The sequence below is a fragment of the Marinobacterium sp. NO-S09 genome, assembly GCF_059179545.1.
In genome coordinates this window covers 2,941,888-2,963,699 of record NZ_CP168954.1, presented here as the reverse complement: position 1 = coordinate 2,963,699, position 21,812 = coordinate 2,941,888, and the positions used below count along the sequence as shown (strand labels likewise).

The 21,812-nt window shown below is 54.0% G+C and carries 19 protein-coding genes; 14 read left to right on the top strand and 5 right to left on the bottom strand.

The window, feature by feature from the left end; genetic code table 11:
- Window positions 1-32 precede the first annotated feature (32 nt).
- From O3C79_RS13680 to O3C79_RS13670, 3 genes are read left to right on the top strand one after another with little or no spacing between them, the layout of a single operon-like run.
- Window positions 33-275, top strand: a complete 243-nt coding sequence (locus O3C79_RS13680) for a FeoA family protein (protein WP_494383548.1) — start codon at window positions 33-35, stop codon at window positions 273-275.
- Entirely contained in the window at window positions 268-2,781 is a 2,514-nt protein-coding gene (gene feoB, locus O3C79_RS13675; RefSeq protein ID WP_494383547.1) for a ferrous iron transport protein B, read from the top strand. The genes O3C79_RS13680 and feoB overlap by 8 nt, the downstream gene beginning before the upstream one ends.
- Window positions 2,778-3,047, top strand: coding sequence for a FeoB-associated Cys-rich membrane protein (locus tag O3C79_RS13670; protein WP_417533114.1), 270 nt, complete (start codon window positions 2,778-2,780; stop codon window positions 3,045-3,047). The genes feoB and O3C79_RS13670 overlap by 4 nt, the downstream gene beginning before the upstream one ends.
- A 35-nt stretch (window positions 3,048-3,082) precedes the next feature.
- Here the strand turns inward: O3C79_RS13670 and O3C79_RS13665 are convergent, their stop codons facing one another.
- The gene (locus tag O3C79_RS13665) at window positions 3,083-4,042 is read right to left on the bottom strand and encodes a ketopantoate reductase family protein (RefSeq protein ID WP_494383546.1); all 960 of its coding nucleotides are present in this window, start codon (window positions 4,040-4,042) and stop codon (window positions 3,083-3,085) included.
- Between the two features lie 118 nt (window positions 4,043-4,160).
- Here O3C79_RS13665 and O3C79_RS13660 point away from each other — a divergent pair, with 118 nt between their 5' ends.
- Complete coding sequence (locus O3C79_RS13660) at window positions 4,161-4,481, top strand: DUF6482 family protein (protein ID WP_494383545.1); 321 nt, start codon at window positions 4,161-4,163, stop codon at window positions 4,479-4,481.
- Window positions 4,482-4,493: 12 nt separating this feature from the next.
- On the opposite strand, the gene O3C79_RS13655 is transcribed toward O3C79_RS13660, so the two are convergent.
- Both O3C79_RS13655 and O3C79_RS13650 read right to left on the bottom strand, forming a co-directional pair.
- Window positions 4,494-4,802: an AzlD family protein gene (locus O3C79_RS13655; protein WP_494383544.1), complete on the bottom strand. Its 309-nt coding sequence runs from the start codon at window positions 4,800-4,802 to the stop codon at window positions 4,494-4,496.
- Window positions 4,792-5,508: an AzlC family ABC transporter permease gene (locus O3C79_RS13650; protein ID WP_494383543.1), complete on the bottom strand. Its 717-nt coding sequence runs from the start codon at window positions 5,506-5,508 to the stop codon at window positions 4,792-4,794. The genes O3C79_RS13655 and O3C79_RS13650 overlap by 11 nt, the downstream gene beginning before the upstream one ends.
- A 287-nt stretch (window positions 5,509-5,795) precedes the next feature.
- On the opposite strand from O3C79_RS13650, the gene O3C79_RS13645 reads away from it, so the two are divergent.
- On the top strand, window positions 5,796-6,446 hold the full coding sequence (locus O3C79_RS13645; RefSeq protein WP_494383542.1) for a methyltransferase family protein: 651 nt from the start codon (window positions 5,796-5,798) through the stop codon (window positions 6,444-6,446).
- Between the two features lie 4 nt (window positions 6,447-6,450).
- Window positions 6,451-7,470: an AbrB family transcriptional regulator gene (locus O3C79_RS13640; RefSeq protein ID WP_494383541.1), complete on the top strand. Its 1,020-nt coding sequence runs from the start codon at window positions 6,451-6,453 to the stop codon at window positions 7,468-7,470.
- 33 nt (window positions 7,471-7,503) lie between these two features.
- Here the strand turns inward: O3C79_RS13640 and O3C79_RS13635 are convergent, their stop codons facing one another.
- Window positions 7,504-8,862: an aminotransferase-like domain-containing protein gene (locus tag O3C79_RS13635; protein ID WP_494383540.1), complete on the bottom strand. Its 1,359-nt coding sequence runs from the start codon at window positions 8,860-8,862 to the stop codon at window positions 7,504-7,506.
- A 72-nt stretch (window positions 8,863-8,934) separates the two neighbouring features.
- Between O3C79_RS13635 and O3C79_RS13630 the strand changes: the two genes are divergently transcribed.
- The 8 genes from O3C79_RS13630 to O3C79_RS13595 all read left to right on the top strand — a co-directional run bounded on the left by O3C79_RS13630 (window position 8,935) and on the right by O3C79_RS13595 (window position 19,133).
- Window positions 8,935-9,537 (top strand): DJ-1/PfpI family protein, encoded by a 603-nt coding sequence (locus tag O3C79_RS13630; RefSeq protein ID WP_494383539.1) that lies wholly within the window; start codon window positions 8,935-8,937, stop codon window positions 9,535-9,537.
- A gap of 311 nt (window positions 9,538-9,848) precedes the next feature.
- A complete protein-coding gene (locus O3C79_RS13625) occupies window positions 9,849-10,472 on the top strand; it encodes a hypothetical protein (protein ID WP_494383538.1) in 624 nt (207 codons plus the stop codon).
- Between the two features lie 18 nt (window positions 10,473-10,490).
- Window positions 10,491-11,654 carry an anti-phage 6A-MBL system MBL-fold protein gene (gene mblB, locus O3C79_RS13620; RefSeq protein WP_494383537.1) on the top strand — a complete coding sequence of 388 codons (1,164 nt, stop codon included), beginning with the start codon at window positions 10,491-10,493 and terminating at the stop codon, window positions 11,652-11,654.
- Entirely contained in the window at window positions 11,644-13,941 is a 2,298-nt protein-coding gene (gene cap2-3, locus O3C79_RS13615; protein WP_494383536.1) for an anti-phage 6A-MBL system cap2_3 protein, read from the top strand. The genes mblB and cap2-3 overlap by 11 nt, the downstream gene beginning before the upstream one ends.
- Window positions 13,942-14,136: 195 nt before the next feature.
- Entirely contained in the window at window positions 14,137-15,513 is a 1,377-nt protein-coding gene (trkA, locus tag O3C79_RS13610; protein WP_494383535.1) for a Trk system potassium transporter TrkA, read from the top strand.
- A gap of 12 nt (window positions 15,514-15,525) precedes the next feature.
- Window positions 15,526-16,971: a TrkH family potassium uptake protein gene (locus O3C79_RS13605; RefSeq protein WP_494383534.1), complete on the top strand. Its 1,446-nt coding sequence runs from the start codon at window positions 15,526-15,528 to the stop codon at window positions 16,969-16,971.
- Window positions 16,972-16,974: 3 nt separating this feature from the next.
- On the top strand, window positions 16,975-18,420 hold the full coding sequence (locus O3C79_RS13600) for a sensor histidine kinase (RefSeq protein WP_494383533.1): 1,446 nt from the start codon (window positions 16,975-16,977) through the stop codon (window positions 18,418-18,420).
- Window positions 18,417-19,133: a response regulator gene (locus tag O3C79_RS13595; RefSeq protein ID WP_494383532.1), complete on the top strand. Its 717-nt coding sequence runs from the start codon at window positions 18,417-18,419 to the stop codon at window positions 19,131-19,133. The genes O3C79_RS13600 and O3C79_RS13595 overlap by 4 nt, the downstream gene beginning before the upstream one ends.
- A 491-nt stretch (window positions 19,134-19,624) precedes the next feature.
- On the opposite strand, the gene metG is transcribed toward O3C79_RS13595, so the two are convergent.
- Window positions 19,625-21,670 carry a methionine--tRNA ligase gene (gene metG, locus O3C79_RS13590; RefSeq protein ID WP_494383531.1) on the bottom strand — a complete coding sequence of 682 codons (2,046 nt, stop codon included), beginning with the start codon at window positions 21,668-21,670 and terminating at the stop codon, window positions 19,625-19,627.
- Between the last annotated feature and the right edge of the window lie 142 nt (window positions 21,671-21,812).

The window sequence follows — 21,812 nt, the reverse complement described above, 5'->3', positions numbered from 1 at the left end:
CCTCTACGGAACACCTCTCAGAAGGCAGCCCTATGGAACAGCTCTTTCGCACGCTTAATGATCTCAAACCGGGCCAGCGTGCCTGTATTCGCCGGCATCGTTCTGAGGGAGGCGTAAGGCAGCGCCTGCTTGACCTGGGGCTGATGCCTGGCGTCGAGGTAACTCTGGTGCGCAGTGCCCCGCTCAATGATCCGGTTGAACTCAAGGTGGAAGCCAGCAGCATCTCATTGCGCAGAAAAGAAGCCGGTACGATCGAGGTCCATCATGATGAGTAAAGCCAATATCTCGGTTGCACTGGCCGGACAGCAGAATGCCGGCAAGTCCACGCTGTTCAATATGCTGACCGGTGCACGTCAGCATGTGGCCAATTACCCCGGGGTGACTGTCGATAAAAAATACGGCGCCTACCGGGATGAACAGGGCAGTGTGGAGACCATCGACCTGCCAGGCACCTATAGCCTCACGTCGTTTTCATTGGAAGAGCGTGTGGCGCGTGATTACCTGCTGACGGATAAACCGGATGTGGTCGTCAACGTGGTGGATGCTTCCAACCTGCGTCGATCATTGCATCTCACGCTTCAGCTCATGGAGATGGAGCTGTCCACGGTGCTGGCGGTCAATATGATGGATATCGCCAGAGGGCGGGGCCTGAACATTGATGTTGAGCAGCTCGGTCTGCGTCTTGGTTTTCCCGCCGTGGCGACTGTGGGGCGCAAAGGAGAGGGCAAGGCTGAGTTGCGCCGGGCAATACGGGGCTCTGTAGGGGGCAAGCTGCCGCACAGGCTGCTGGATTATGCCGAGCTGGAAGCGGATCTGGATGCGCTTGCGTCGGTACTAGAGCCGTTGGAAGCCCTCAAACAGATACCTGCTCGTTGGCTGGCGTTGAAATTGCTGGAACAGGACAGTGCTGCAGAGGTACTGGTGCAGCAAAAGCTTGGGGCCGAGCAGGCTGAGGCGCTGATTGCCCAGGCGCGACAACGTGCCCGGGCATTTCAAGCAGCGCAGCAGCTGGATGTAACCGACCATGTGGTGGCCTGTCGTGAACGCAAGGTGCGCTCGCTGCTGCAAGGTGTTATCAGTGGCCATGACTCCGAGCGCCCGACACTGACGGATCGCATCGACAGGGTCGTATTGAACCGCTGGGGCGCACCGCTGTTTCTTATTGCCACCGTATTTCTTATCTACCAGATCGCCATTGTCTGGGGGTACGAGCTCACGGCCTATACCTGGCCATTTTTGGCGGGCTTTCGCGAGGTGGTTGCCGGGCTACTGCCCGAGGCAGGGTTTCTGGTTGACCCTTACACCCGCTCGCTCGGCCTTTGGCTGGTGGATTCGGCCAACACGCTACTTAACTATGTGCCGATCTTTATCATTCTGTTTGCCCTGATCGCCATTCTTGAAGATTCCGGCTATATGGCCAGGATTGCATTCATTCTCGACAAAATCCTGCATCGCTTCGGCATGCACGGTCAGAGCACCCTGCCGCTGATACTGGGCGGCGTGTTTGCCGGTGGTTGCGCCGTTCCCGGTGTTATGGCGACCAAGGGGATACCGGATAACCGTGCCCGCATGGCCACGATTCTGACGGTGCCGTTCATGAACTGCCTGGCCAAGGTGCCGCTGTATACCCTGTTGCTGGGAATTTTCTTTGTTGAGCACAAATCCTTGATGATGCTCTACATCGCCACCATGACCATCATTTTTGCGCTGCTGGTGTCCAAACTTCTCACCAAAACCATCCTGCGCAAACAGGAGACCGCTCCTTTTGTCATGGAACTGCCGGCATATCATATGCCCACGGTAACCGGCGTGGCCCAGCGTTCGTTCGAGCGTACCTGGGTGTACATCAAGAAGGTGGGGTCCATTGTTGTGGCCGTTGCCGTGGTGGTGTTTACCCTGCTGCAGTTCCCGGGGCTGCCGGATGAGCGCAAGGCCTACTATGAGGCCGGTGGTCAGGAGGCGGTGAAAGCCTTCCAGCAAGATATTGCCGGCAACCCTTATGCATCGGTTGCCCGCAGCGAGAACCTTGTTCCTCTGTTGAACTATTTCAATGACTTCAAACGAGCCAAGTTGAATGCGACCGGAGCCGAGGCCTCCAGTGCGGTGAATGTGGATTTCCAGCAGCGCAACGCGGATTTTTATCCTTTTGTGCGTGCACCCAAGGGTGACCGTGACGCGCGCAATGCTGGTCGAGCGCTGAAGAAACTGGCATTGGCCAGCAAGTCATTGCGTCGTGAAATGAAAGAGGAACGCATCACCAATTCGCTGCTGGGTGGAATAGGGCGCAGCCTTGAGCCGGTCACCCAGTTCGCCGGGTTTGACTGGAAGATCAATGTGGCCTTGCTGTCCTCTTTCGCCGCACGTGAAAGCAGTGTGGCCACACTGGGTGTGCTGTTTCAGCAGGATGATGACCAGAATGCCACCCTGGAAACACGCATGGGCGCAGAAACCATGGCAGGAGGTGCCACCTCGCTGCTGGCGGTGTCCATGATTCTGTTTTTTGCACTCTACCCGCCATGCCTGGCTACCACGGTGATGGTGAAGGTACAGACAGGCTCCTACAAATGGATGCTGTTCTCCATCGTATTCCCGACATTCCTGGGGCTTGGCGTATCCAGCCTGGTGTTCAGTATCGGCACGGCAGTGGGCGCCACAGGCATCCAGGCAATGAGCACCGTGTATATCGGTGCACTGGCATTGTTGCTGTTGATCGGCATCAGGGACGGGGAGAAACAGGCGGGCTTTGATCCGGCGTTGGCGGCAAGGGAGTTAAAAGGATGAATGAGTCCAATACAGAACAGCTGAGCGTTGATACCGGCATGGTCGTGAGCGCAGACCAGCCCTTTTCCATGGTGGATGTGGGCGTGGTACTGGTCGTTGTGGCCGTGGCCGTTTACTACCTGTACCGCAAACTCTGGCGCAACAAGGGGGCCTGCTCTTCTTGCAGTAACAAGAAAGGGAGTTGCCAGGTAAAGTCGGATGCCGCATCAGCTTGCACCCAGCCCATTGAGGTTGTTGAGCTGCGCGGTGGGCAGGTTACCAAGTAGTACGCTACTGAACGGTCAATCAAGTCCTTTGGGCCCTATTCAGAGCCCAAAAGACGCCACTGCTCGGGTTTGATATCCAGCTGCAGCAGGCGCTGGACCAATTCGCTGTTGGGAGCTGTTTCCCCCAATGCCTTGCAGCGACGAATCACCGCGCCGCTGATGTCGTCCAGCTCCAGTGGGCGGCCTTTCTCACGATCAACCAGCATGGATGTCTTGATGGCATCAAAGTTACTGATAAGTGCAAACATCTCGTCCACGTCGGCCTGGGTCAGCTCCACCTCATCGGCACGGGCGGCGAGAGCTGTTTCCTGCATCATTGCATAGACGGTTTGGCCCAGTGTCGGGTCGGCAGTAAGGCTGCGGGTATCCAGGCCGGTGAGGGCGCTGAGCGGGTTCACGCCATTGTTGATCAGCAGCTTCTTCCATAATTCATAACGGATATTGTCCGTCAGGCGGGTCGGTATCTGGGCGTCATTCAGCACCTTGGCCAGTTGTTCCAGAGCCGGGTCCGTCTCGGTTTCATTGGGCCAGCGCCCCATAACCACCTGCGCCGGGCCTTTGGCTTCAATATGGCCAGGGGCAATGATATGGCCGCCAATGCGAACGGCCAGCCCGCCCAGAGTGCGGCTGGTGCCGAGGGTGTCAGCGATCAGAGGTTCATTATCGACACCGTTCTGCAATGAGAGTACAGGCGTCTCGGCTTCTTTGAGCCAGGGCGCAGCCGTTTCCAGCCAGTCACGGGTTGCGCCGGATTTCAGCGCCAGCATGATCAGGTCATACTCACTGCAGGCGTGTTCGGACATCACCGCTTGCATGGCGCGAGCGTCGACAGCAGCGTTAAATTCGAGGGCTTCGTGCTCGACCTTCAGCCCTTTGGATTGCATCGCTTCCAGGTGAGCACCGCGAGCGACAAAGGTCACCTGATGGCCGGCTTCAATCAGCTGGGCGCCGTAGTAACAGCCGATGCCACCGGCTCCGATAATGAGAAACTTCATCCTGTATCTCCATTCAGCAGGAAGCTGTTTTTAACTCAAATCCGGCGAAAATTAAACCGGGCAGGGTGGGCGTGCGTATATCCATTAATGCAATCAGGAAGCGATGGATGGATACGACATGAAAATCCTGTTGAGTGATGTCAAAAAGCAGTACGGCCTGATCGAGAAGCTGTTTCTACGGGCCTTCGAAAGCAGCATGTATCTGGTTCAGGTGCAGATGAAGCAGGGCACAGAACTGCTCAATGTCTGCGATGACAAGGGCGATATCCTGCGTTTTCACAGCCAGCTGGATGCCAAGCTGCCCTTCAAGGGCCTGGGTATTCAGAACACGGTGCTGGTGCACGAAAGCCCCTACAACGAGATGATCGGCATGCCGTCAGGTGAAAAGCCTGAGCCGCTGCAGGTGAAGCTCGCCAACCCGGACGATGATTATTCCTGAGCCTTCGTTGTGCTAGAGCTGCCGGAATAAAGCGGCAGCCAGCACGCCGGCGGCAATCGCCGGCAAGGGTTTCTTCACCACCAGCATCATGATTGCCGAGGTCAGCAGCGCCAAGCGGGCACCGTTATCGCCCGCCACGGCCATGGGCGTGATCAATGCGACCAGCACCGAGCCGGACATGGCATTGATGAATTGCTTTACTCGATAGCTGATCGGCACGTATGACATCACGAACACACCGCCCCAGCGTGTTGCCATGGTTACCAGTGCCATCGCAATCACGATGGCAACGGAGCCCAGTCCTGCTGTTTCAATGCTCATCGCCAGACTCCATCCAGAATGCGCCCAGAATGCCGCCGGCCAGCGCACCCACAATAACGTGGCTGTTCTCTGGCAGGTACCAGTAAGCAAACAGGGATGAGCCTGCGGCAACAGCCCAGATCACCAGCATGCGCAGGTTCTTTTCGCCGCCCACTACCATGGCCAGCAGGAAACAACCCATCACCATATCCAGGCCCAGGCTTTTCGGGTCTTGAATGGCGCTGCCGAAGTAGATACCCAGCCAGGTGCCCAGTATCCAGAACGACCAGAGCGCCAGGCCGCCGCCAAACAACAAACCCAGGCCCGGTTTGCCACGGCTGAACGCCTGCATGGACATGGCCCAATTGGCATCGGATGCGACCATCATCACGGCGTATCGCTTACCCGTCGAAAGGTGCTGCAGCCAGGGATAAAGGGTAGCCCCCATCAGCAGGTGGCGGGCATTGATGGCAAATACCGTCAGCAATACCGTTAACAGCGGAACCTGAGCGCCCCAGAGTTCGAGGGCGGCAAACTGGGATGCACCGGCAAACACCAGCGTGCTCATGGCTACCGTAAGGGGTTCGCTCAGTCCGGTTTGGGTGGCCGCCAGTCCGAAGGCGATACCAAAGGCGACAACAAACAGGGAGATGGGCACCAGTTGCTTGAAACCGTCCCAGACAAGTTGGCGGTCGAACTGATGCAGCTCTGGGCGGGGGCTGGCCATGCTGGTCTCCATGGGTGAGTGATGCGGAAGCTTAAACGCTGTAAAGCGGTATCGGCTTGTACACAATTGCTCTATCGTTATTCGAACGAACGATAATACCGATTACACAATTATGCGCAACGGGGTGCAGGGCATCAGCCCTCTAAACATCTGTCTGGCGGTTTTGTCATGGTGAAATCTGCTAAAAGCCTGCATAATTAACAGGTTAATCAGTTGTTCGCTTGACGAAAACAGGTCTTTTTTCGAGCCATTCAGCACCTGCTGCCTGGCCCTTAACCAGGACTCCTATGTCTTTGATCGATGCAGATAGCCAGGCCCTGGAGTGTACGCGGGTGTATTTGGCACTGTTTTTCACCTTCGTGGCGGCGTTTTATACCGCCCGCATTCTGTTCCTGAAGCAACGTGAACAGCGCAACTTTGTGTTCCCCGGTAACGTCTGCAGCGACACCTGGTGGAATCATCTGGCGTTTCGCGTGTTTCGGGTGCTGATTTGGGGTGTCTGCGTCTTTCGTGTGCCGTTTCCAGGCCTTGATACGGCCTTGGTGATGTTGCCGGGCCTGCAGTCTGCCGTGGTTATCGGCACGGGTGTGGTGCTGCTCAGTCTGAGTTTTGCCTATGTGCTCGTTGTTCACTTCAGCATGCATATGAGCTGGCGCTCCGGTATCGATCCGGGTGGCCCAGCCACACTCATGACCGGCGGTTTTTACAAGTATTCCCGCAATCCCATGTTCCTGGGCGTGTCGCTGGCCCAGCTGGGCTTCTTTCTTGCCCTGCCATCGCTGTTTTCATTGCTGTGCCTGTGTATTGGTCAGGTGTTTTTGCATCGACAGATACGTTCTGAAGAGCGCCACCTCGCACAGCTGTTCCCGGATACTTATCCGGCCTATTGCCGCAAAGTCGGGCGCTGGCTGACACTGCGACCGGGCTCTGCGCACTGATCCCATGTTGAAAACCATCCCCTGGACGTTAGCCGTTGGTGCTGCTGGTGGGGTACTGGCCAGCATGATCGGCTTGCCTTCACCCTGGCTGCTGGGCGCCATGCTGAGTGTGCTTGCCACACATGGGCTGCGCCTGCCCGTGCACATGCCGGGCAAAACCACCTCCCTGATAGCGCTGTTTATGGGCGTCTCCATCGCCTCCAGTATCGAGCCCGATTTCTTTGATCACCTGGTTGAATGGCGCCCGGCGGTATTGCTGCTCTGTGCGATGCTGGCGCTGTTGTTGGGGCTGTTATACCTGTTCTATCACCACCGCTGTGGCTGGAGTCGCAGCGATGCCTTGCTCTGCTCGGTACCCGGCAACCTGGCCGTGGTGCTGATTTTCGCCTCCGAAGCCGGGCTGGACCCCAAGCGTATTGCGCTGGTGCACAGCGTCCGCCTGTTTTTCCTGGTCTCGGCCTTGCCGCTGCTATTCCCCATTGTGGACCGCCCCGAAACGGATATGACGGCAGACGTCGCTTACCTGGACCTGCTCATCGTGTTCCTGTTGGCCGCGATGGCCGGCTGGGGCGCAAGCCGGCTGAAAGTACCCGCCGGTATGCTGGTGGGCGGTATGCTGGCTGCACTGGTGATGAAACTGGGATTTGGCTTTGCACTGAGCATCCCGCCGGACTGGTTCCGAGTAGTGCTGGTCATATTGGGAACCGCTATTGCGGTACGTATGACCAAGCTGGATCTGGCGTTATTGAAGAAAACCCTTAAGGGGGCGACCGGTGGTCTGGCCCTATCGCTGCTGATTTGCGGAGCTTTTTCCGCGTTGCTTCATTTCGGCTTTGATGTGCCACTGCTACAGGCTGTTTTAGCGTATATGCCGGGCGGGCTGGAGGTCATGATCGCCATTGCGTTCAGCACAGATGTGGACCCGCTGTTTGTCGCAACACACCAGCTATTACGGGTGTTGATCATGTGCTTTGCACTGCCGGTATTGTTCGGTTTGCTGAACAGGAAAAGCTCCTCCGTTTAAGGCTTCCTCTGTTCTTCAGCGGGGCTTGTGAGCCTATACAACACCCACGGATAGGTCATCGATGACCTGTCTTACGGTTTTAAGGGTTGGGTCGAGTTGCTCAAAATCGATGGAGCCTAACGCCATACGAATGGCATTGGGAAGATGCGTAGTCGTGGCAAAGGGCTCTGCGGTCGCAACGGCGACCTGACGGCTCAGCAAGGCGGAAACGACTTGTTCTGCTCGCACGTCTTCAGGCAACTGAAGCCAAAGGAAGGACGAGGCTTCATGGCTGATGCAGTGCCAATCATGAAAGATGCTTCTTGCAAGGGTTTGCCTGGCGAAGGCGTCTTGTCGCTTGGCCTGTTCCAGCTCGGCAAGGGTTCCGTCTTCAATCCAGCGGCACACAAGTGCCGTCATCAATGCAGGGGTATTCCAGGTTGTTGCACGGATAATACGTTCAAGCTTGGGAATCCAGTGCTTTGGAGACAGGATGTAGCCAACCCTCAAGCCTGTCGCTATATTCTTTGAAAATCCAGAAACATACAGGGTGCGCTCTGGCGCGATTGCAGCCAAAGGCGGCGGTGGCTCTGCTGCATGAAAGGCATAGGCCGCATCTTCAATGATGATGAGTTCATGCTTCCGTGCAATATCCACCAGTCGGCGACGCTGCTCAAGACTCAGCACCCAGCCCAAAGGGTTATGCAGCGTTGGCATGGCATAGAGTGCTCGGACCTTGCGCTGCTGACACAGAGCTTCCATTTCATCCAGATTGGGACCCGACTCTGTCAGCGAAACCGGAAGAATTTCCAGCTTGTGCATCTCGGCGACAGCCTTGAAGCCCGGATATATCAGCGCGTCGGCCAGAACTGCATCACCGGGGTTCAGCAGTGCCAGGATGCTGGTGGCTAATCCTTGTTGAGCCCCGCATGTAATGACAACCTGTTCGGCTTCTGGGCTTAGCCCTCTCGACTCCAGATACTGTGCTACCAGCGCACGCTCATGATGGCGCCCTGCGTGTGGTTGATAATGCAATAAGGCTTCAAAATCACCGGATGCTGCCAGGTTACGCAATCCTTCCCTTAGTATGTCGGCTTGGCCCGGCAGGGCAGGCGAGTTGAAGTTCAAATCCTGAGTGCCTGCCGGGTTAGGGGCTTGATCTATACCATGGCCCCTTGGAACGCTGGTTTCTCTGACAAAGGTACCGCGTCCTTTTTCGCCACTGACCAGTCCCATGGCCTCCAGCTCGGCATAAACTCTTGAAGCGGTGACCAGCGCCAAACCGTATTGCTGAGAAAGTTTACGATGGGTTGGTAACCGGGTGCCGGGTGCTAAGGCCCCGGAGCGTATCTCCTCTGCAAAGCGATCAACAAGGCTTTTGTAACGGACACGGGGCATGAGGATTGTATCCATGACAATAATTTTATTGTCATGATTTTAGGCCTTAGGCTGAGCTCCTCACAACCGATACAGAGGCTGAGCTACATGCATGTTTCAATTCTGACCTTTGAAGGCTTTAACGAACTCGACTCGTTTATTGCCCTGGGTATTCTCAATCGTATGAAAGACAAAGGCTGGCGCATTTCAATCGCTTCGCCCACAAAGCAGGTAACGTCGATGAATGGCGTGGCTATAGAGTCCCATCTCTCGTTGCAGGAAGCCTGCCAAACAGACGCGATCCTGATCGGCAGTGGAATCAAAACCCGCGAGGTCATTCAAGACGTATCTATCATGTCGCAGCTAACCGTTGACCCCAATCGCCAGTTACTGGGAGCCCAGTGCTCAGGCTCATTGCTGCTGGCGCAATTGGGGCTGCTTGAATCTTCTCCGGTATGCAGCGACCTGACGACCAGGCCTTGGTTGTTGGATAAAGGGATAGACGTGTTGGATCAACCCATCTATGCCGATAAGAACGTAGCCAGCGCAGGCGGCTGTATGGCCTCTCAATACCTTGCGGCCTGGGTGATCGCACGTTTGGATGGTATCGAGGCGGCTGAACAGGCTCTGCACTACGTCGCTCCGGTGGGTGAGAAAGAAGCGTATGTTGCTCGTGCCATGAGCTGGATTGAGCCTTGTTTGAATGGATGATCCTGGTGAGAGAGGGGCAAGTAGCGATCAGCCGTTTCACAGGCCAATGTACTCAGCGGCTGCTTAGCGCACAAAGCGGACGTTAGATTGTGTTTGGGGCAGCTCAGGGGCAATTTTTGATTAACCTTACAGAAAAGCATGTTTTGCTGTTGTAAATTTGTGCCATCACCCCAATATGATCTTTATGCTTGAGGATCAGGTATCGAAGTTACAGGCCTATGCTCTGGATTATTTCATTGCCGCTTGGCGGCTAGCCCCCATCCAAAAGCACGTAAGCTAGCACGGCTGCGTGATGTTTCAGCGAGGAGCTTATGGCGACTGATTTGAAACAAGACAATAAAAAAAGCATATTCTTGCTGCTATCGGCCGTGATTATAGTATGCGGTTTGATCCAATCCGGATTGGACACTCTAACGATGTGGACTGATCTGCTTATTACTGGGACTCTTAGCCCTGTTATAGCTGCTTGCGCCTTGGTTCTGACTAACCTTCTGCCCGCTAGCGCCAAACACAAGGTTGTCTTTACACGCTTGGTGGATGAAATGCCTGGTTCAAGGGTCGATCGGTTATGCCGCAAAGATTCTCGTTTGGTTTATAGCGACTTAGTTGCTAGATGGCCTGAGATCTTCAGTGATGACGCACCGCCCGATGCGCGTAATGCGATGTGGTACAGAAACATATATAAACCTGTGCAGGATGTAGATTCTGTACTTCAATCTCATCGGTGGTTTCTGCTCTACCGAGATACATTGTCAGGGCTAATTTCTATCACTTTATTGATTGGCCTATGGGACGCTTTGGGGAACACTTCTCTACTAGGAGAAATCAAACCACTCGTATACGGAGCACTTGCTGGATGTTCTCTGATCGTGCTGATTGCTGCTCGTAACATGGGTAACCGTTTTGTCGTCAATGCTGTCGCTGCAGCCCTCTAAATACAAGGAAGTAACCTTATGTCCTCAAAGATCACCTTCTTTCCCGTAGACAACGGCGACATGACACTAATTCAGATCTGTAACCCGTTAAGATCGACCATCCTGATTGACTGTAATATCCGGGTTGCTGCTGACAATAAGAGTGATTCCACTCCCGATGTTGCCAAAGCTCTTCGAGAGCGACTGAAAGTCGACGGTGATGGCCGCCCATATGTTGATGTAATGCTTTTGAGTCACCCTGACAAAGACCATTGCTCCGGATTTGAAAGGCACTTTTGGGTAGGGCCTTTATCTGACTATGCCGATGACGATAAGGAGCAAGCTGAAAAACGTATTATTATTCGCCAGATATGGTCTTCACCAATGGTTTTTCGGCGGGCAAATAGGAAAGAGCCACTTTGCAGTGATGCAAAGGTCTTTAAAGCAGAAGCCAGGAGGCGCGTCAGAGTGAACCAGGAGAATGGCTGTTCTGCTCTCGATGGTGATCGGATTCTGATTTTAGGTGAGGACCAGGATGGCAAAACCGATAGTCTTGGCCCAATACTTATCAAAGAGGGTGAATCCTTCAACGGTATTAATGGTCAGAGCAGTGATTTTCTAACCAGTCACTTGTTGGCACCAATGGCACCACAAGATGATGAGAAGGAAGAAGAGCTTTCAAGGAATGACTCCAGTGTCATCATAAACTTTGATATGGCCGCTTCTCAGGAAAATACAACACAGAGAAGCCGATTCCTGACAGGTGGTGATGCAGGCGTCTCTATCTGGGAACGTATACGGGATAATTACTCAGATGACCAGCTTCAATATGATCTACTTCAGGCTCCACATCACTGTTCGTGGCGATCATTATCTCATGACAGCTGGTCAGACTGTGGGGAGGATGCAGAGGTTTCTGAGAATGCACGGTCGGCCTTAGCTCAAGCCAATTCTGATGCCTTTATTGTATCCAGTAGTAAGCCAGTAAAAGCAAACGATAGTGATCCGCCTTGTACCCGTGCGAAACGTGAATACCAGGATATTTTAGGCTCGAGTGGCATATTTAAGTGCACGGGAGAAGTGCCGAACACCAAAAGCCCAAAACCTATGGTTTTTGAAACAACACAATCTGGATTTAAAGTTGTAGCTACCACTACAGTTGTTACTTCAGCAACACCGCCGAGGGCGGGCTATGCCCTCTAATTTTTTATTTTGGGGAGAGGTTATAGATCAATCGCAACTGAAATCATTACCAGGTGCGTTTTTAAGCATGCTTGAGGCATGCGAAGAGGACCCTCACTGCGATCTGATTGAAGTACGCGTTATCGAGGAAAATCATCATGCGATTATTATCAATGCTGCTGATGGGACCTTTGACAGTGTCAATAAGGCTGGAATTCGGCGGGTAGAGCGTCTGGCAATCGGGTATAACCCAAATAGGCTCATTCCATGGGAAGTCAGGGCGTTAAGGTCTGATTTTCCGCGGACAATGCATCAAAACTTGGTCTATCCGGGAGAGCCAGCGTCTCTTTGTTTGTATGCTGAAGAATGGGCGGCGGTGGAGCGTACTTGGACACCGCAGGATCTCTTACAAAAGATGTTTTGGTGGTTACGAGAAACAGCTCAAGGAACACTGCATAGAGTTGATCAACCACTTGAGCAACTCTTTTTCAATTGCAATGAGTCCTTTGTGTTACCCGAGGATTACATGGACAAGATTCAGGATAATGAACTGAGTCTTGTTTTTACATCGGGGGGGCAGTCTAGAAACCGAAAAACCTACATTGCACATTACATCAGTGCAGCAGAGGCAAATAATCAGGAACTTCCGCTAGTTATAACTCTACCAATTGTCCTTCAGCCAATTGAACATGGAATAATTGAAACTACCCCTCGTACTTTGGCCGATTTAGTCAGCAAGGTTGAAGCTAGAGGTGCTGAGTTGATCGGGCCTCTTCGGGAATCCATTAATGATTTCGTTTCATCGACAGGCCTACGAATTCCCTCTGGAACTGAGCAAATGGTTCTATTGCTTGTTTGTGTACAACTTGCACGGGATGGTCAAGTCGAAAAGACGCAAATGCATGGATTTGTCACCTCAACCCACTTTGGCCATTTTGGAGAAACTCTAAATACACTTTGTAATCTACCAGAGAGTGATGAATGGTATAGAAACCCATTGGCGTTGCCTGATGTTGACCCAGAACGGCTGGAAGACATTAGTATTGTGCCAGTAGAAGTTAAATTTATGCCATCCCGTCAGAATATGCGAGGTTACTCAGGAGTAGGTGAAGCAGGGGCATTGATTAAAGGTGTATTAGCTGGCGCAGGGGCGCTTGGCAGCGCTGTGGGGAGCCTCTGGGCACGCGAGTGTTGGGGGGAGTGGGAATTCGTCGATGATGATCATATACAACCGCACAATCTAGCGCGCCATATAGCGTATGCACAAGATATAGGCTTTCCAAAGGCCCAGATATTGAGTGTCCGGTCGGCGTCACATCTCAGCGTAGAGCCAGAAAAGACTCCACCGGCCCATGAAACGAAAATGTGCGCAAATCGAGAATGGACGCTATCACTTATTCAAGATAAAGACCTAGTAGTTGATGCAACTACTACCCTCAGCGTACCACGTGATCTCTCTGTGCTAGATGATAGCCCGCGAGTAGCAAGTATTTTCCTAACCCCATCTGGCATTTCCTCGGTGATGTTGTTGGAAGATAGTGAGAGAAATATCAGATACCTGTCACTTGAAGCTCAGTACTACCGTGCCATCATTATGAACTCAGAGTGGGGGGCTAACCACCTCAACGAAAACCAAAGCCGGTATTTAGTCGGCGCAGGGTGCCGGGATATTTCAGTTGCTATCTCTTATGAATTGATCACCCTTCATGCTGGCATTCTTGCTCGTCAGGTAAGGAAATCTGTAACCCAAGAGCAAGCTAAGATATGCATTTGGGAATACGACAGTACCAGTGGTGGAGTTAGCGCACACACAGTTCCAGTCGCTCAGACCGTTTCGGTAGCGGTTGGCGACTGGAAAGTTGAGTGGGATGCCCAAATAGAGCAGTCACTCCAAGAAATGAGAGTAGCTGGCTTGCCTAATGAAACCGGTGGAGTTGTGCTCGGAATGGTTGATCAAAAATTAAAAACGCTATCCGTGGTGTTGGCTTTACCAGCCCCCAAGGATAGCGATGCATCGGAGACAGGCTTCAGTCGTGGCACAGCTAATGTTGAAGACATATTAACCGAGTGCGAAAGGAGAACTGGTCGAATAGTAAGGCATATTGGCGAATGGCACTCTCATCCAAACGGCTTTAGTGCAACTCCTAGTGTTGCCGATCAAGAACAGGTCGTGTACTTAAAGGACCTGATGCATAGTGAGGGGCTGCCGGCAATTCTAATAATCGCCGCGGAAGATACTATCAGCGTTACAATAGATACCAACACGAGCCAGTTGTCGTGGGGTTTTCCGCAAGAAGTGAGCCTGTAAATTGTGCCAGTGTCACATTTAGGGCACATCATAGCTAACGTCCGCTTTGGGCCAATTCATGTGAAGATGATAACGGAAGCAGCCGAATTATCTTTACGAAATTTTTACAGCATCCGTCGTTTTCCTCTCTCGAACCTTTACGCTCCGCTGCCTGACAATTTGCTTGTCATCCACACAAGAGCCTCAGGCGAAACGATGCGAATTGTCATATTGGGTGCCGGTCAGGTCGGTGCCACCCTGGCTGAACAGCTTTCCGGTGAGTCCAACGACATCACAGTAGTCGATGCCAATGCCGGCCGTTTACGCACGCTGCAGGACCGGCTTGATATTCGCACGGTAGAAGGGCGCGCGTCGTTTCCTTCGGTGCTGGCTCAGGCAGGGTGTGCGGACGCCGATATGCTGGTGGCCGTCACCAACAGTGACGAGGTCAATATGGTGGCCTGTCAGCTGGCGCAGTCGCTGTTCAATATTCCGCGTAAGGTGGCGCGCATCCGAGGCAGCAGCTATCTCGGTTGTGCTGAGCGGTTATTCAGAGCAGGTGCGATACCCGTCGATGTGCTGATCAGTCCGGAGCAGCTGGTGACCGCGCATATCGAACAGTTGACCCGCTGGCCCGGTGCGCTGCAGGTACATGATTTCATGGATGGGCTGGTCAAGCTGGCGGTATTTCGCGTGGGGGGCGGTTCCGGCCTGCGCGGGCATTCCGTTGCCGAACTTGACAGCCTGCTACCTGGCGTCGAAGTGCGCATTGTGGCCCTTTATCGGGATGACTCTCACGTGCCTTTGCATGGCGACCTTCAGTTTCTTGCTGAGGATGAGGTCTACATGATCGCGACCCCGGCCCATCTTGAAGCCGTGACTCAGCTGTTTGTAGGCAACCGGCAACGCTATCGCCAGATCATGATTGCCGGGGGCGGTAATATCGGTGCATCACTAGCGGCAAGGCTTGAAGCTCGCTTTCATGTCAAAGTGATCGAAACCCGTCCCGAGCGTTGTCGAGAGATTGCGAATATGCTCGACGCCGCGGTGGTGATTAACGGCAGTGTGTCGGAGCTGGATATTCTGACCGGGGAGGGGATCGATGAAGTGGATCTGTTCTGTGCCCTCACCAATGATGATGAAGCCAATGTGATGTCCTCCATGCTGGCCAAACGCGCCGGAGCGCGTCGGGTGCTGACCATCATCAATAACCCGGCGTATGTGGATCTGGTGGATGGCAGTATTATCGACCACGCCATTTCGCCCGAGCAGATTACCATCGGCAGTCTGCTGGCCTATATACGCAAGGGAGATGTGATGCGGGTACATGCCTTGCGCAAGGGACAGGCAGAAGCACTGGAAACGGTCGTACACGGTGATCGCAAGACCTCTCGTATCGTGGGGCGTCAGGTGGGTGAGTTGAAACTGCCGGCCGATACACGTATCGGTGCCATTGTGCGTGGCAACCGGGTCATCATGAGCCATGCAGACACGCGCATCGAAAGTGAAGACCATCTCATTTTCTTTATGACTAGCAAGCAGAGCCTTAAGCAGATTGAAAAACTGCTGCAGGTCGGACTTGGCTACTTTTGAAGGGGTAACAGGATGAAACTCTTTCGCCCGGTCCTGTATGTGTGCGGTATGCTGGCCTTCATCATGGCGGGGCTGTTGCTGGCACCTGCGATTTTTGCACTGCTGACTGATGACGAGGAGTACAGTACCTTCTTCCTGTCATCCGGTCTCGCTGCACTGGCAGGGTTACTGTTGATGCTGCCAGGCCTTGGCCACCGCTTCACGCTTACGGCACGACAGCTGTATCTTTTGACCAGCCTGAGCTGGTTGTCCCTGTCTTTTTACGGCGCCTTGCCACTGATGCTCAGCCACCACCCGCTTTCGTTGACCGATGCGGTGTTTGAAGCGGTGTCAGGCATTACCACCACCGGCTCAACCGTGATGTCCGAGCTTGCTGCCCTGCCGCACTCCATACTGCTGTGGCGTTCCATGTTGCAGTGGGTCGGAGGGCTTGGAGTGATCGGTATGGCAGTGTCGATTCTGCCATTCCTGCAGGTGGGTGGCATGCGACTGTTCCAGACTGAATCTTCCGACTGGTCTGAAAAATCCTTGCCACGCTTTCATGAGATGGCCCGTGCTCTTTTGCTGGTCTATCTGGGTATTACCCTGGCCTGTGCGCTGTCGTATCTGGCGGCAGGCATGACCCTGTTTGATGCCATCAACCATGCCATGACGACTGTTTCCACGGGGGGCTACGCCACCGACGACAGTTCCATGGGGCGTTTCAGCGATACCATTTTATGGATTGCGGTGCTGTTTATGCTGATTGGCGGCATGCCGTTCATGCTCTATATCCGTTTTTTGAGTCAGCGCAACCTGAATGTGTTCAGAGATCAGCAGGCACAGGGATTTCTGCTGGTGGTATTTGGCTTGATCAGCCTGTTGACACTGCAGCAACTCCTCACCTCTGATCGAGAGCCGTTTGAAGTTCTGACCCATGCGGCGTTTAACATCGTGTCGGTGATAACGACCACTGGATACGCGTCGTCCGATTACACCCAGTGGGGTTATTTCAGTATCGTCTTTTTCTTTATTGTGACGTTTATCGGTGGCTGCTCGGGCTCAACCAGCGGAGGCATGAAGATTTTCCGCTTCCAGCTGTCGTGGCTCTTTTTGCGGGATCAGATGAACAAGCTGGTACACCCGCGGGGTATATTTTCAATCCGCTACAACGGCAAGGCCGTGTCTGACGATATTATGGTATCGGCTGTGGCCTTTTCATTCCTGTTCTTTCTGGTGCTGGCGATGACGACGCTCGCGTTGGCGGAAACGGGGCTGGATTTTATTACGGCCCTTACGGGGGCAGCGACAGCATTGACCAACGTGGGCCCGGGCCTCGGTGATATAATCGGACCGGCCGGCAACTTTGCAGCGGTGCCGGACAGCGGGAAGTGGATTCTGGGCTTTGCCATGATATTGGGGCGGCTTGAGTTACTGACCGTGATGGTATTGCTGACACCCGTTTTCTGGAGGGGTTAAATCGTGCTCGAACACAAGGCTGGCAGTACGCAGCAGCAGTGGCTGTTGGCATCGGCGGCACCGTTTTTGACTACGCTGCTTTGTTGGCCCCTGGCGGGCCTGCTGCCCAGTGCCAGCCTGTCGCTGCTGTATCTGGCCAGTGTGTTAATCGTGGCTATTGGTACCTCAACCCGTCCTGCGCTCTGGTCAGCGCTGTTGTCATTCCTGACCTACAACTTCTTCTTTACCGAACCCCACTTTACCCTGTTCATTCTGCATCGTGAAGATATTATCACCGCGCTGGTACTGGTGCTGGTGGCACTCCTGACTGGACAGTTGGCGGCACGGTTGCGTGAAAAAGTGGATGCACTTGAGGCCAGTATCCGCTGGAATCGTGATCAGATGGAGTTGGCACAGGCATTGTCTGATTGCATGACCCCGTCTGCACTGGTGTCAGAATTTACCAAACGCCTGGATGACTGGTTCAGCCCTCGTTGTCATATCAAGGTGCTGACCGAGACTGAAGTGCAGCGGGCGTTTGACGGGCATACTGAGTCACTGCTGCTGACAGAGCGGGAAAATGGGTACCGTCTTTATCTTCGCGATCAGGATACGCACATGCAGGGGCTGGCGTTTCTGTTTGATGCTGCTCGAGTGCCGGAACTGAAGCTTCATCTCAACTCAGCGCTTGAGCTGTTCAAACTGGCGTGGAGTCGTATTCACTTGGCTCAGAGGCTGCAGCGCGAAACGCTGGAGAAGGAACGTGAGCAGCTCAGATCAGCGTTGCTGTCGTCAATATCGCATGATTTGCGCACACCCTTGGCAACCATGATTGGCTCGGTCAGCACGCTGATTGACCTACCAGGAAGCCTGTCCCGTGAGCAGAAGGAAGAACTGCTAAACAACACCCTGACAGAAGCAAGGCGGCTTGATCGCTATATCCAGAAGCTGCTCGACATGACCAAGATCGGACAGGACGAATTGAAACTGGAGCGTGATTGGGTCGGGGTGGATGAAATACTGAGCGTGGCGCTGAGACGTTTGCAGCCCCTTCTAAGCGGGCAGCACGTAGAGATCTGCTGCCCGCCAGACTTGCCACTTTTCAATCTGCATGGGGCTTTGATTGAACAGGCTATTTTCAATGTGCTGGAAAATGCAGTTCGTTTTACGCCGTCTGGCGAGCCGATCCGCATCGATGTTTCCGTGGACGGAGACAACATTAATATTGATATCACCGATTCGGGTCCCGGTATTCCGGCTGAACACTGGCCGCGCATTTTTGACATGTTTTTTACCCTTTCCCGAGGGGATCAACAAACCGGTGGAACCGGGCTTGGCTTGGCGATCTGTCAGAGTGTACTGGGTGCGCATGGCGGGGAGGCCTATGTTCTGTCCAGCGCACCGGACCGTGGCAGTTGTATTCGGTTGCGTCTACCGCTTGAGCTGACGCACAAGGAGCTATCCGCATGACGCGTATCCTGATCATTGATGACGAGCCACAAATTCGGCGCCTTTTGACCATCAGTTTGGAGTCGCAGGGGTATCAGATTATCGAGGCGGAGTCCGGTCGCAGAGGGCTTGAACAACTGGCGCTGGAGCAACCGGAACTGGTGATACTGGATCTGGGATTGCCAGATGTGGACGGACAGCAGGTACTGATGGATCTTCGCAGGTTCAGTGACGTGCCGGTTATTGTTCTATCGGTCCGCAACAGCGAAAAGGAAAAGGTACAGGCGCTGGACAGCGGGGCCAACGATTATGTTGAGAAGCCCTTTGGCGTCAAGGAACTGCTGGCCCGGATCAGGGCTGTGCTGCGCTCAGCCTCTGGCAAGGATGTGCTGCCCAAGACCTATGATGATGGCCGCCTGCGGATCGATTACCACTTGCGGACGGTGGTGCTGGCCGGTGAGCGGGTGCACTTCTCGCCACGGGAATATGACCTGCTGCTGGAGCTGGTACAGCATCCGGGTCAGATATTGACGCAACAGTACCTGCTGAAAAAATTCTGGGGGCCATCCCATCTGGAAGACAGTCACTATCTGCGCATTTTCATTCGCCAGATCCGCAGCAAACTGGGGGACGACCCGGCCCGGCCTACCTATATTGAGACAGAGCCGGGTATTGGTTATCGCTTCATCGAGCCGTTATACCTTAAGCCTCATGGAGGGGGTTCAAATGGATGATAGCCTAAGACGAGAGCTAGAGAAGTTCTCAGCTGAACACTGCACTCGAGTTTCCGATTTGACTAATAATTTAAAAGCCTTGCAGCTGGAAGGGCTGATTGAGATAAAAGCTCAGGTTGATGTATTAACACTCCGTACCTTCTATAGCATTGTGCTCACCACCAAAGGGTGTTCTTTTCTTAAATCTGAGAAGTAATCCGTCACCGTGGTTTCCGGTTCAATAACTGCACGTGCGTATAAGGCAGTACTTTCTGGTTTGACCAGACTACACTAGTGGATGAAGTTGGTTGGTACATAAAGTCTGCTTTGTGCCAACACCGGAAGTTCTATGAGCCCAGCTAAAGCCTTTAACGGCTTGAAGATCAATTCAGGGTGTAGTTATCCAAAAATGAAGGCCCGCTCCGTCTCAAAACAAAATAGCCGGCACAAGGCCGGCTATTGGGAGAAGAGGGCATATCTTCTAATCCACCCTCCTATAAGCTGTTACCAGCTTACTTAATACGCATACCCGGCTGGGCGCCAGCGTGCGGTTCCAGAATCCACAGATCCTCACCACCCGGGCCTGCGGCCAGTACCATGCCTTCAGAAACACCGAACTTCATCTTGCGCGGTGCCAGGTTGGCGACCATGACGGTCAGCTTGCCTTCCAGGTCTTCAGGCTTGTAAGCGGACTTGATGCCGGCGAAGACGTTGCGGGTTTCACCGCCCAGGTCCAGTGTCAGGCGCAGCAGCTTGTCAGCACCTTCTACGTGTTCGGCCTTGGCAATCTTGGCCACGCGCAGGTCTACCTTGGCAAAGTCGGGGAATTCGATGGTGTCGGCCACCGGTTCCTTGCTCAGCTCGGTTTCTTCAGCCGCCGGTTTAACGGCCTGCACCTGAGGCTGGGCCGCCAGGCTCTGCTTGGAGTCTTCGATCAGCTCTTCGATCACTTTTTCGTCCACGCGCTGCATCAGCGGCTTGAACTTGTTGATCTGGTGGTCAAGCAGCGGTTCCTTGATTGCATCCCAGGCGAGGGTGTCGATGTTGAGGAATTCGCAGGCTTTCTCGGCCACTTCCGGCAGTACCGGTGCCAGGTAGCTTATGATGACGCGGAACAGGTTGATGCCCAGGCTGCAGCAGGCCTGAACCTCTGCTTCCTTGCCTTCCTGTTTTGCCAGTACCCAGGGCTCGGCGGCATCGATGTACTGGTTGGCCTTGTCTGCCAGGTGCATGATTTCACGCATGGCGCGGCCGTATTCGCGTTTCTCGTACGCGTCGGCGATGACGTCTGCCAACTCAATCGCTTCCTGGTACAGGGCCGGGTTGGCAAGGGTGCTGTCCAGCTGGCCATCAAACTTCTTCTTGATGAAGCCGGCGCAACGGCTGGCGATGTTGACGACCTTGTTCACCAGGTCGGCGTTTACACGGTAGCGGAAGTCTTCCAGGCTCAGGTCGATATCGTCGATACCGGAGCCCAGCTTGGCCGCGAAGTAGTAACGCAGGTATTCCGGACGCAGGTGCTTGAGGTAAGTCTCGGCCATGATGAAGGTGCCGCGAGACTTGGACATCTTCTGTCCATTGACCGTCAGGAAGCCGTGGCAGAACACGCCGGTGGGCGTGCGGAAGCCTGCGCCTTTCAGCTCGGCGGGCCAGAACAGGGTGTGGAAGTAGGCGATATCCTTGCCGATGAAGTGGTACAGCTCGGCATCGGAGCCTTCTTTCCAGTATTCGTCGAAGTCGACGCCGTTCTTGTCACACCAGTTTTTGAAGCTGGCCATGTAACCGATCGGGGCGTCCATCCAGACGTAGAAGTATTTGCCAGGTGCATCGGGGATCTCAAAACCCCAGTAAGGTGCGTCACGGGAGATATCCCACTCCTGCAGGCCGGATTCGAACCACTCGTTGAGTTTGTGGATCATCTGGCTCTGTACGTGCTCGTTCACCCAGTTGCGCAGGAACTCTTCGAAGTCACCCAGCTTGAAGAAGTAGTGCTCGGACTCCTTCTCGATCGGGGTAGCACCGGAGATGGCGGAGTAGGCGTTTTTCAGCTCGGTGGGCTGGTAGGTTGCACCACAGGCTTCACAGGAGTCGCCGTACTGGTCCTTGGCGCCACATTTAGGGCAGTCGCCCTTGATGAAGCGGTCCGGCAGGAACATGTTCTTAACCGGGTCGTAGGCCTGGGTGATGGTGCGGCGGTTGATATGGCCGGCATCACGCAGACGTTCGTAGATTAACGCCGAGAACTGACGGTTCTCCTCGGAGTGCGTGGAGTAGTAGTTGTCGAAGTTGACCATGAAGCCGGCAAAATCCCGCTGGTGCTCGGCGCTGACCTGGTCGATCAGTTCTTGCGGGCTTTTGCCCATCTGATCGGCCTTGAGCATGATCGGCGTACCATGGGCGTCATCGGCACAGACGTAGGTGCACTGATGACCACGCTGTTTCTGAAAACGAACCCAGATATCGGTCTGGATATACTCGACCAGATGGCCCAGGTGAATGGGGCCATTGGCATAGGGCAGGGCACTGGTAACGAGAATCTTGCGCTTGCTGTCGGACATCGTTGGCTCTGAGTCGGTTAAGAACGAAAAATAAAGGGGATCATTCTACGCGTGATTGATCCCCGAATGAAGGCTGACGGAGGCTATGCTAGAATTCGCCGCCCTGAATCCCATTCCCGTTAGATGACATCAAGTATAGAGG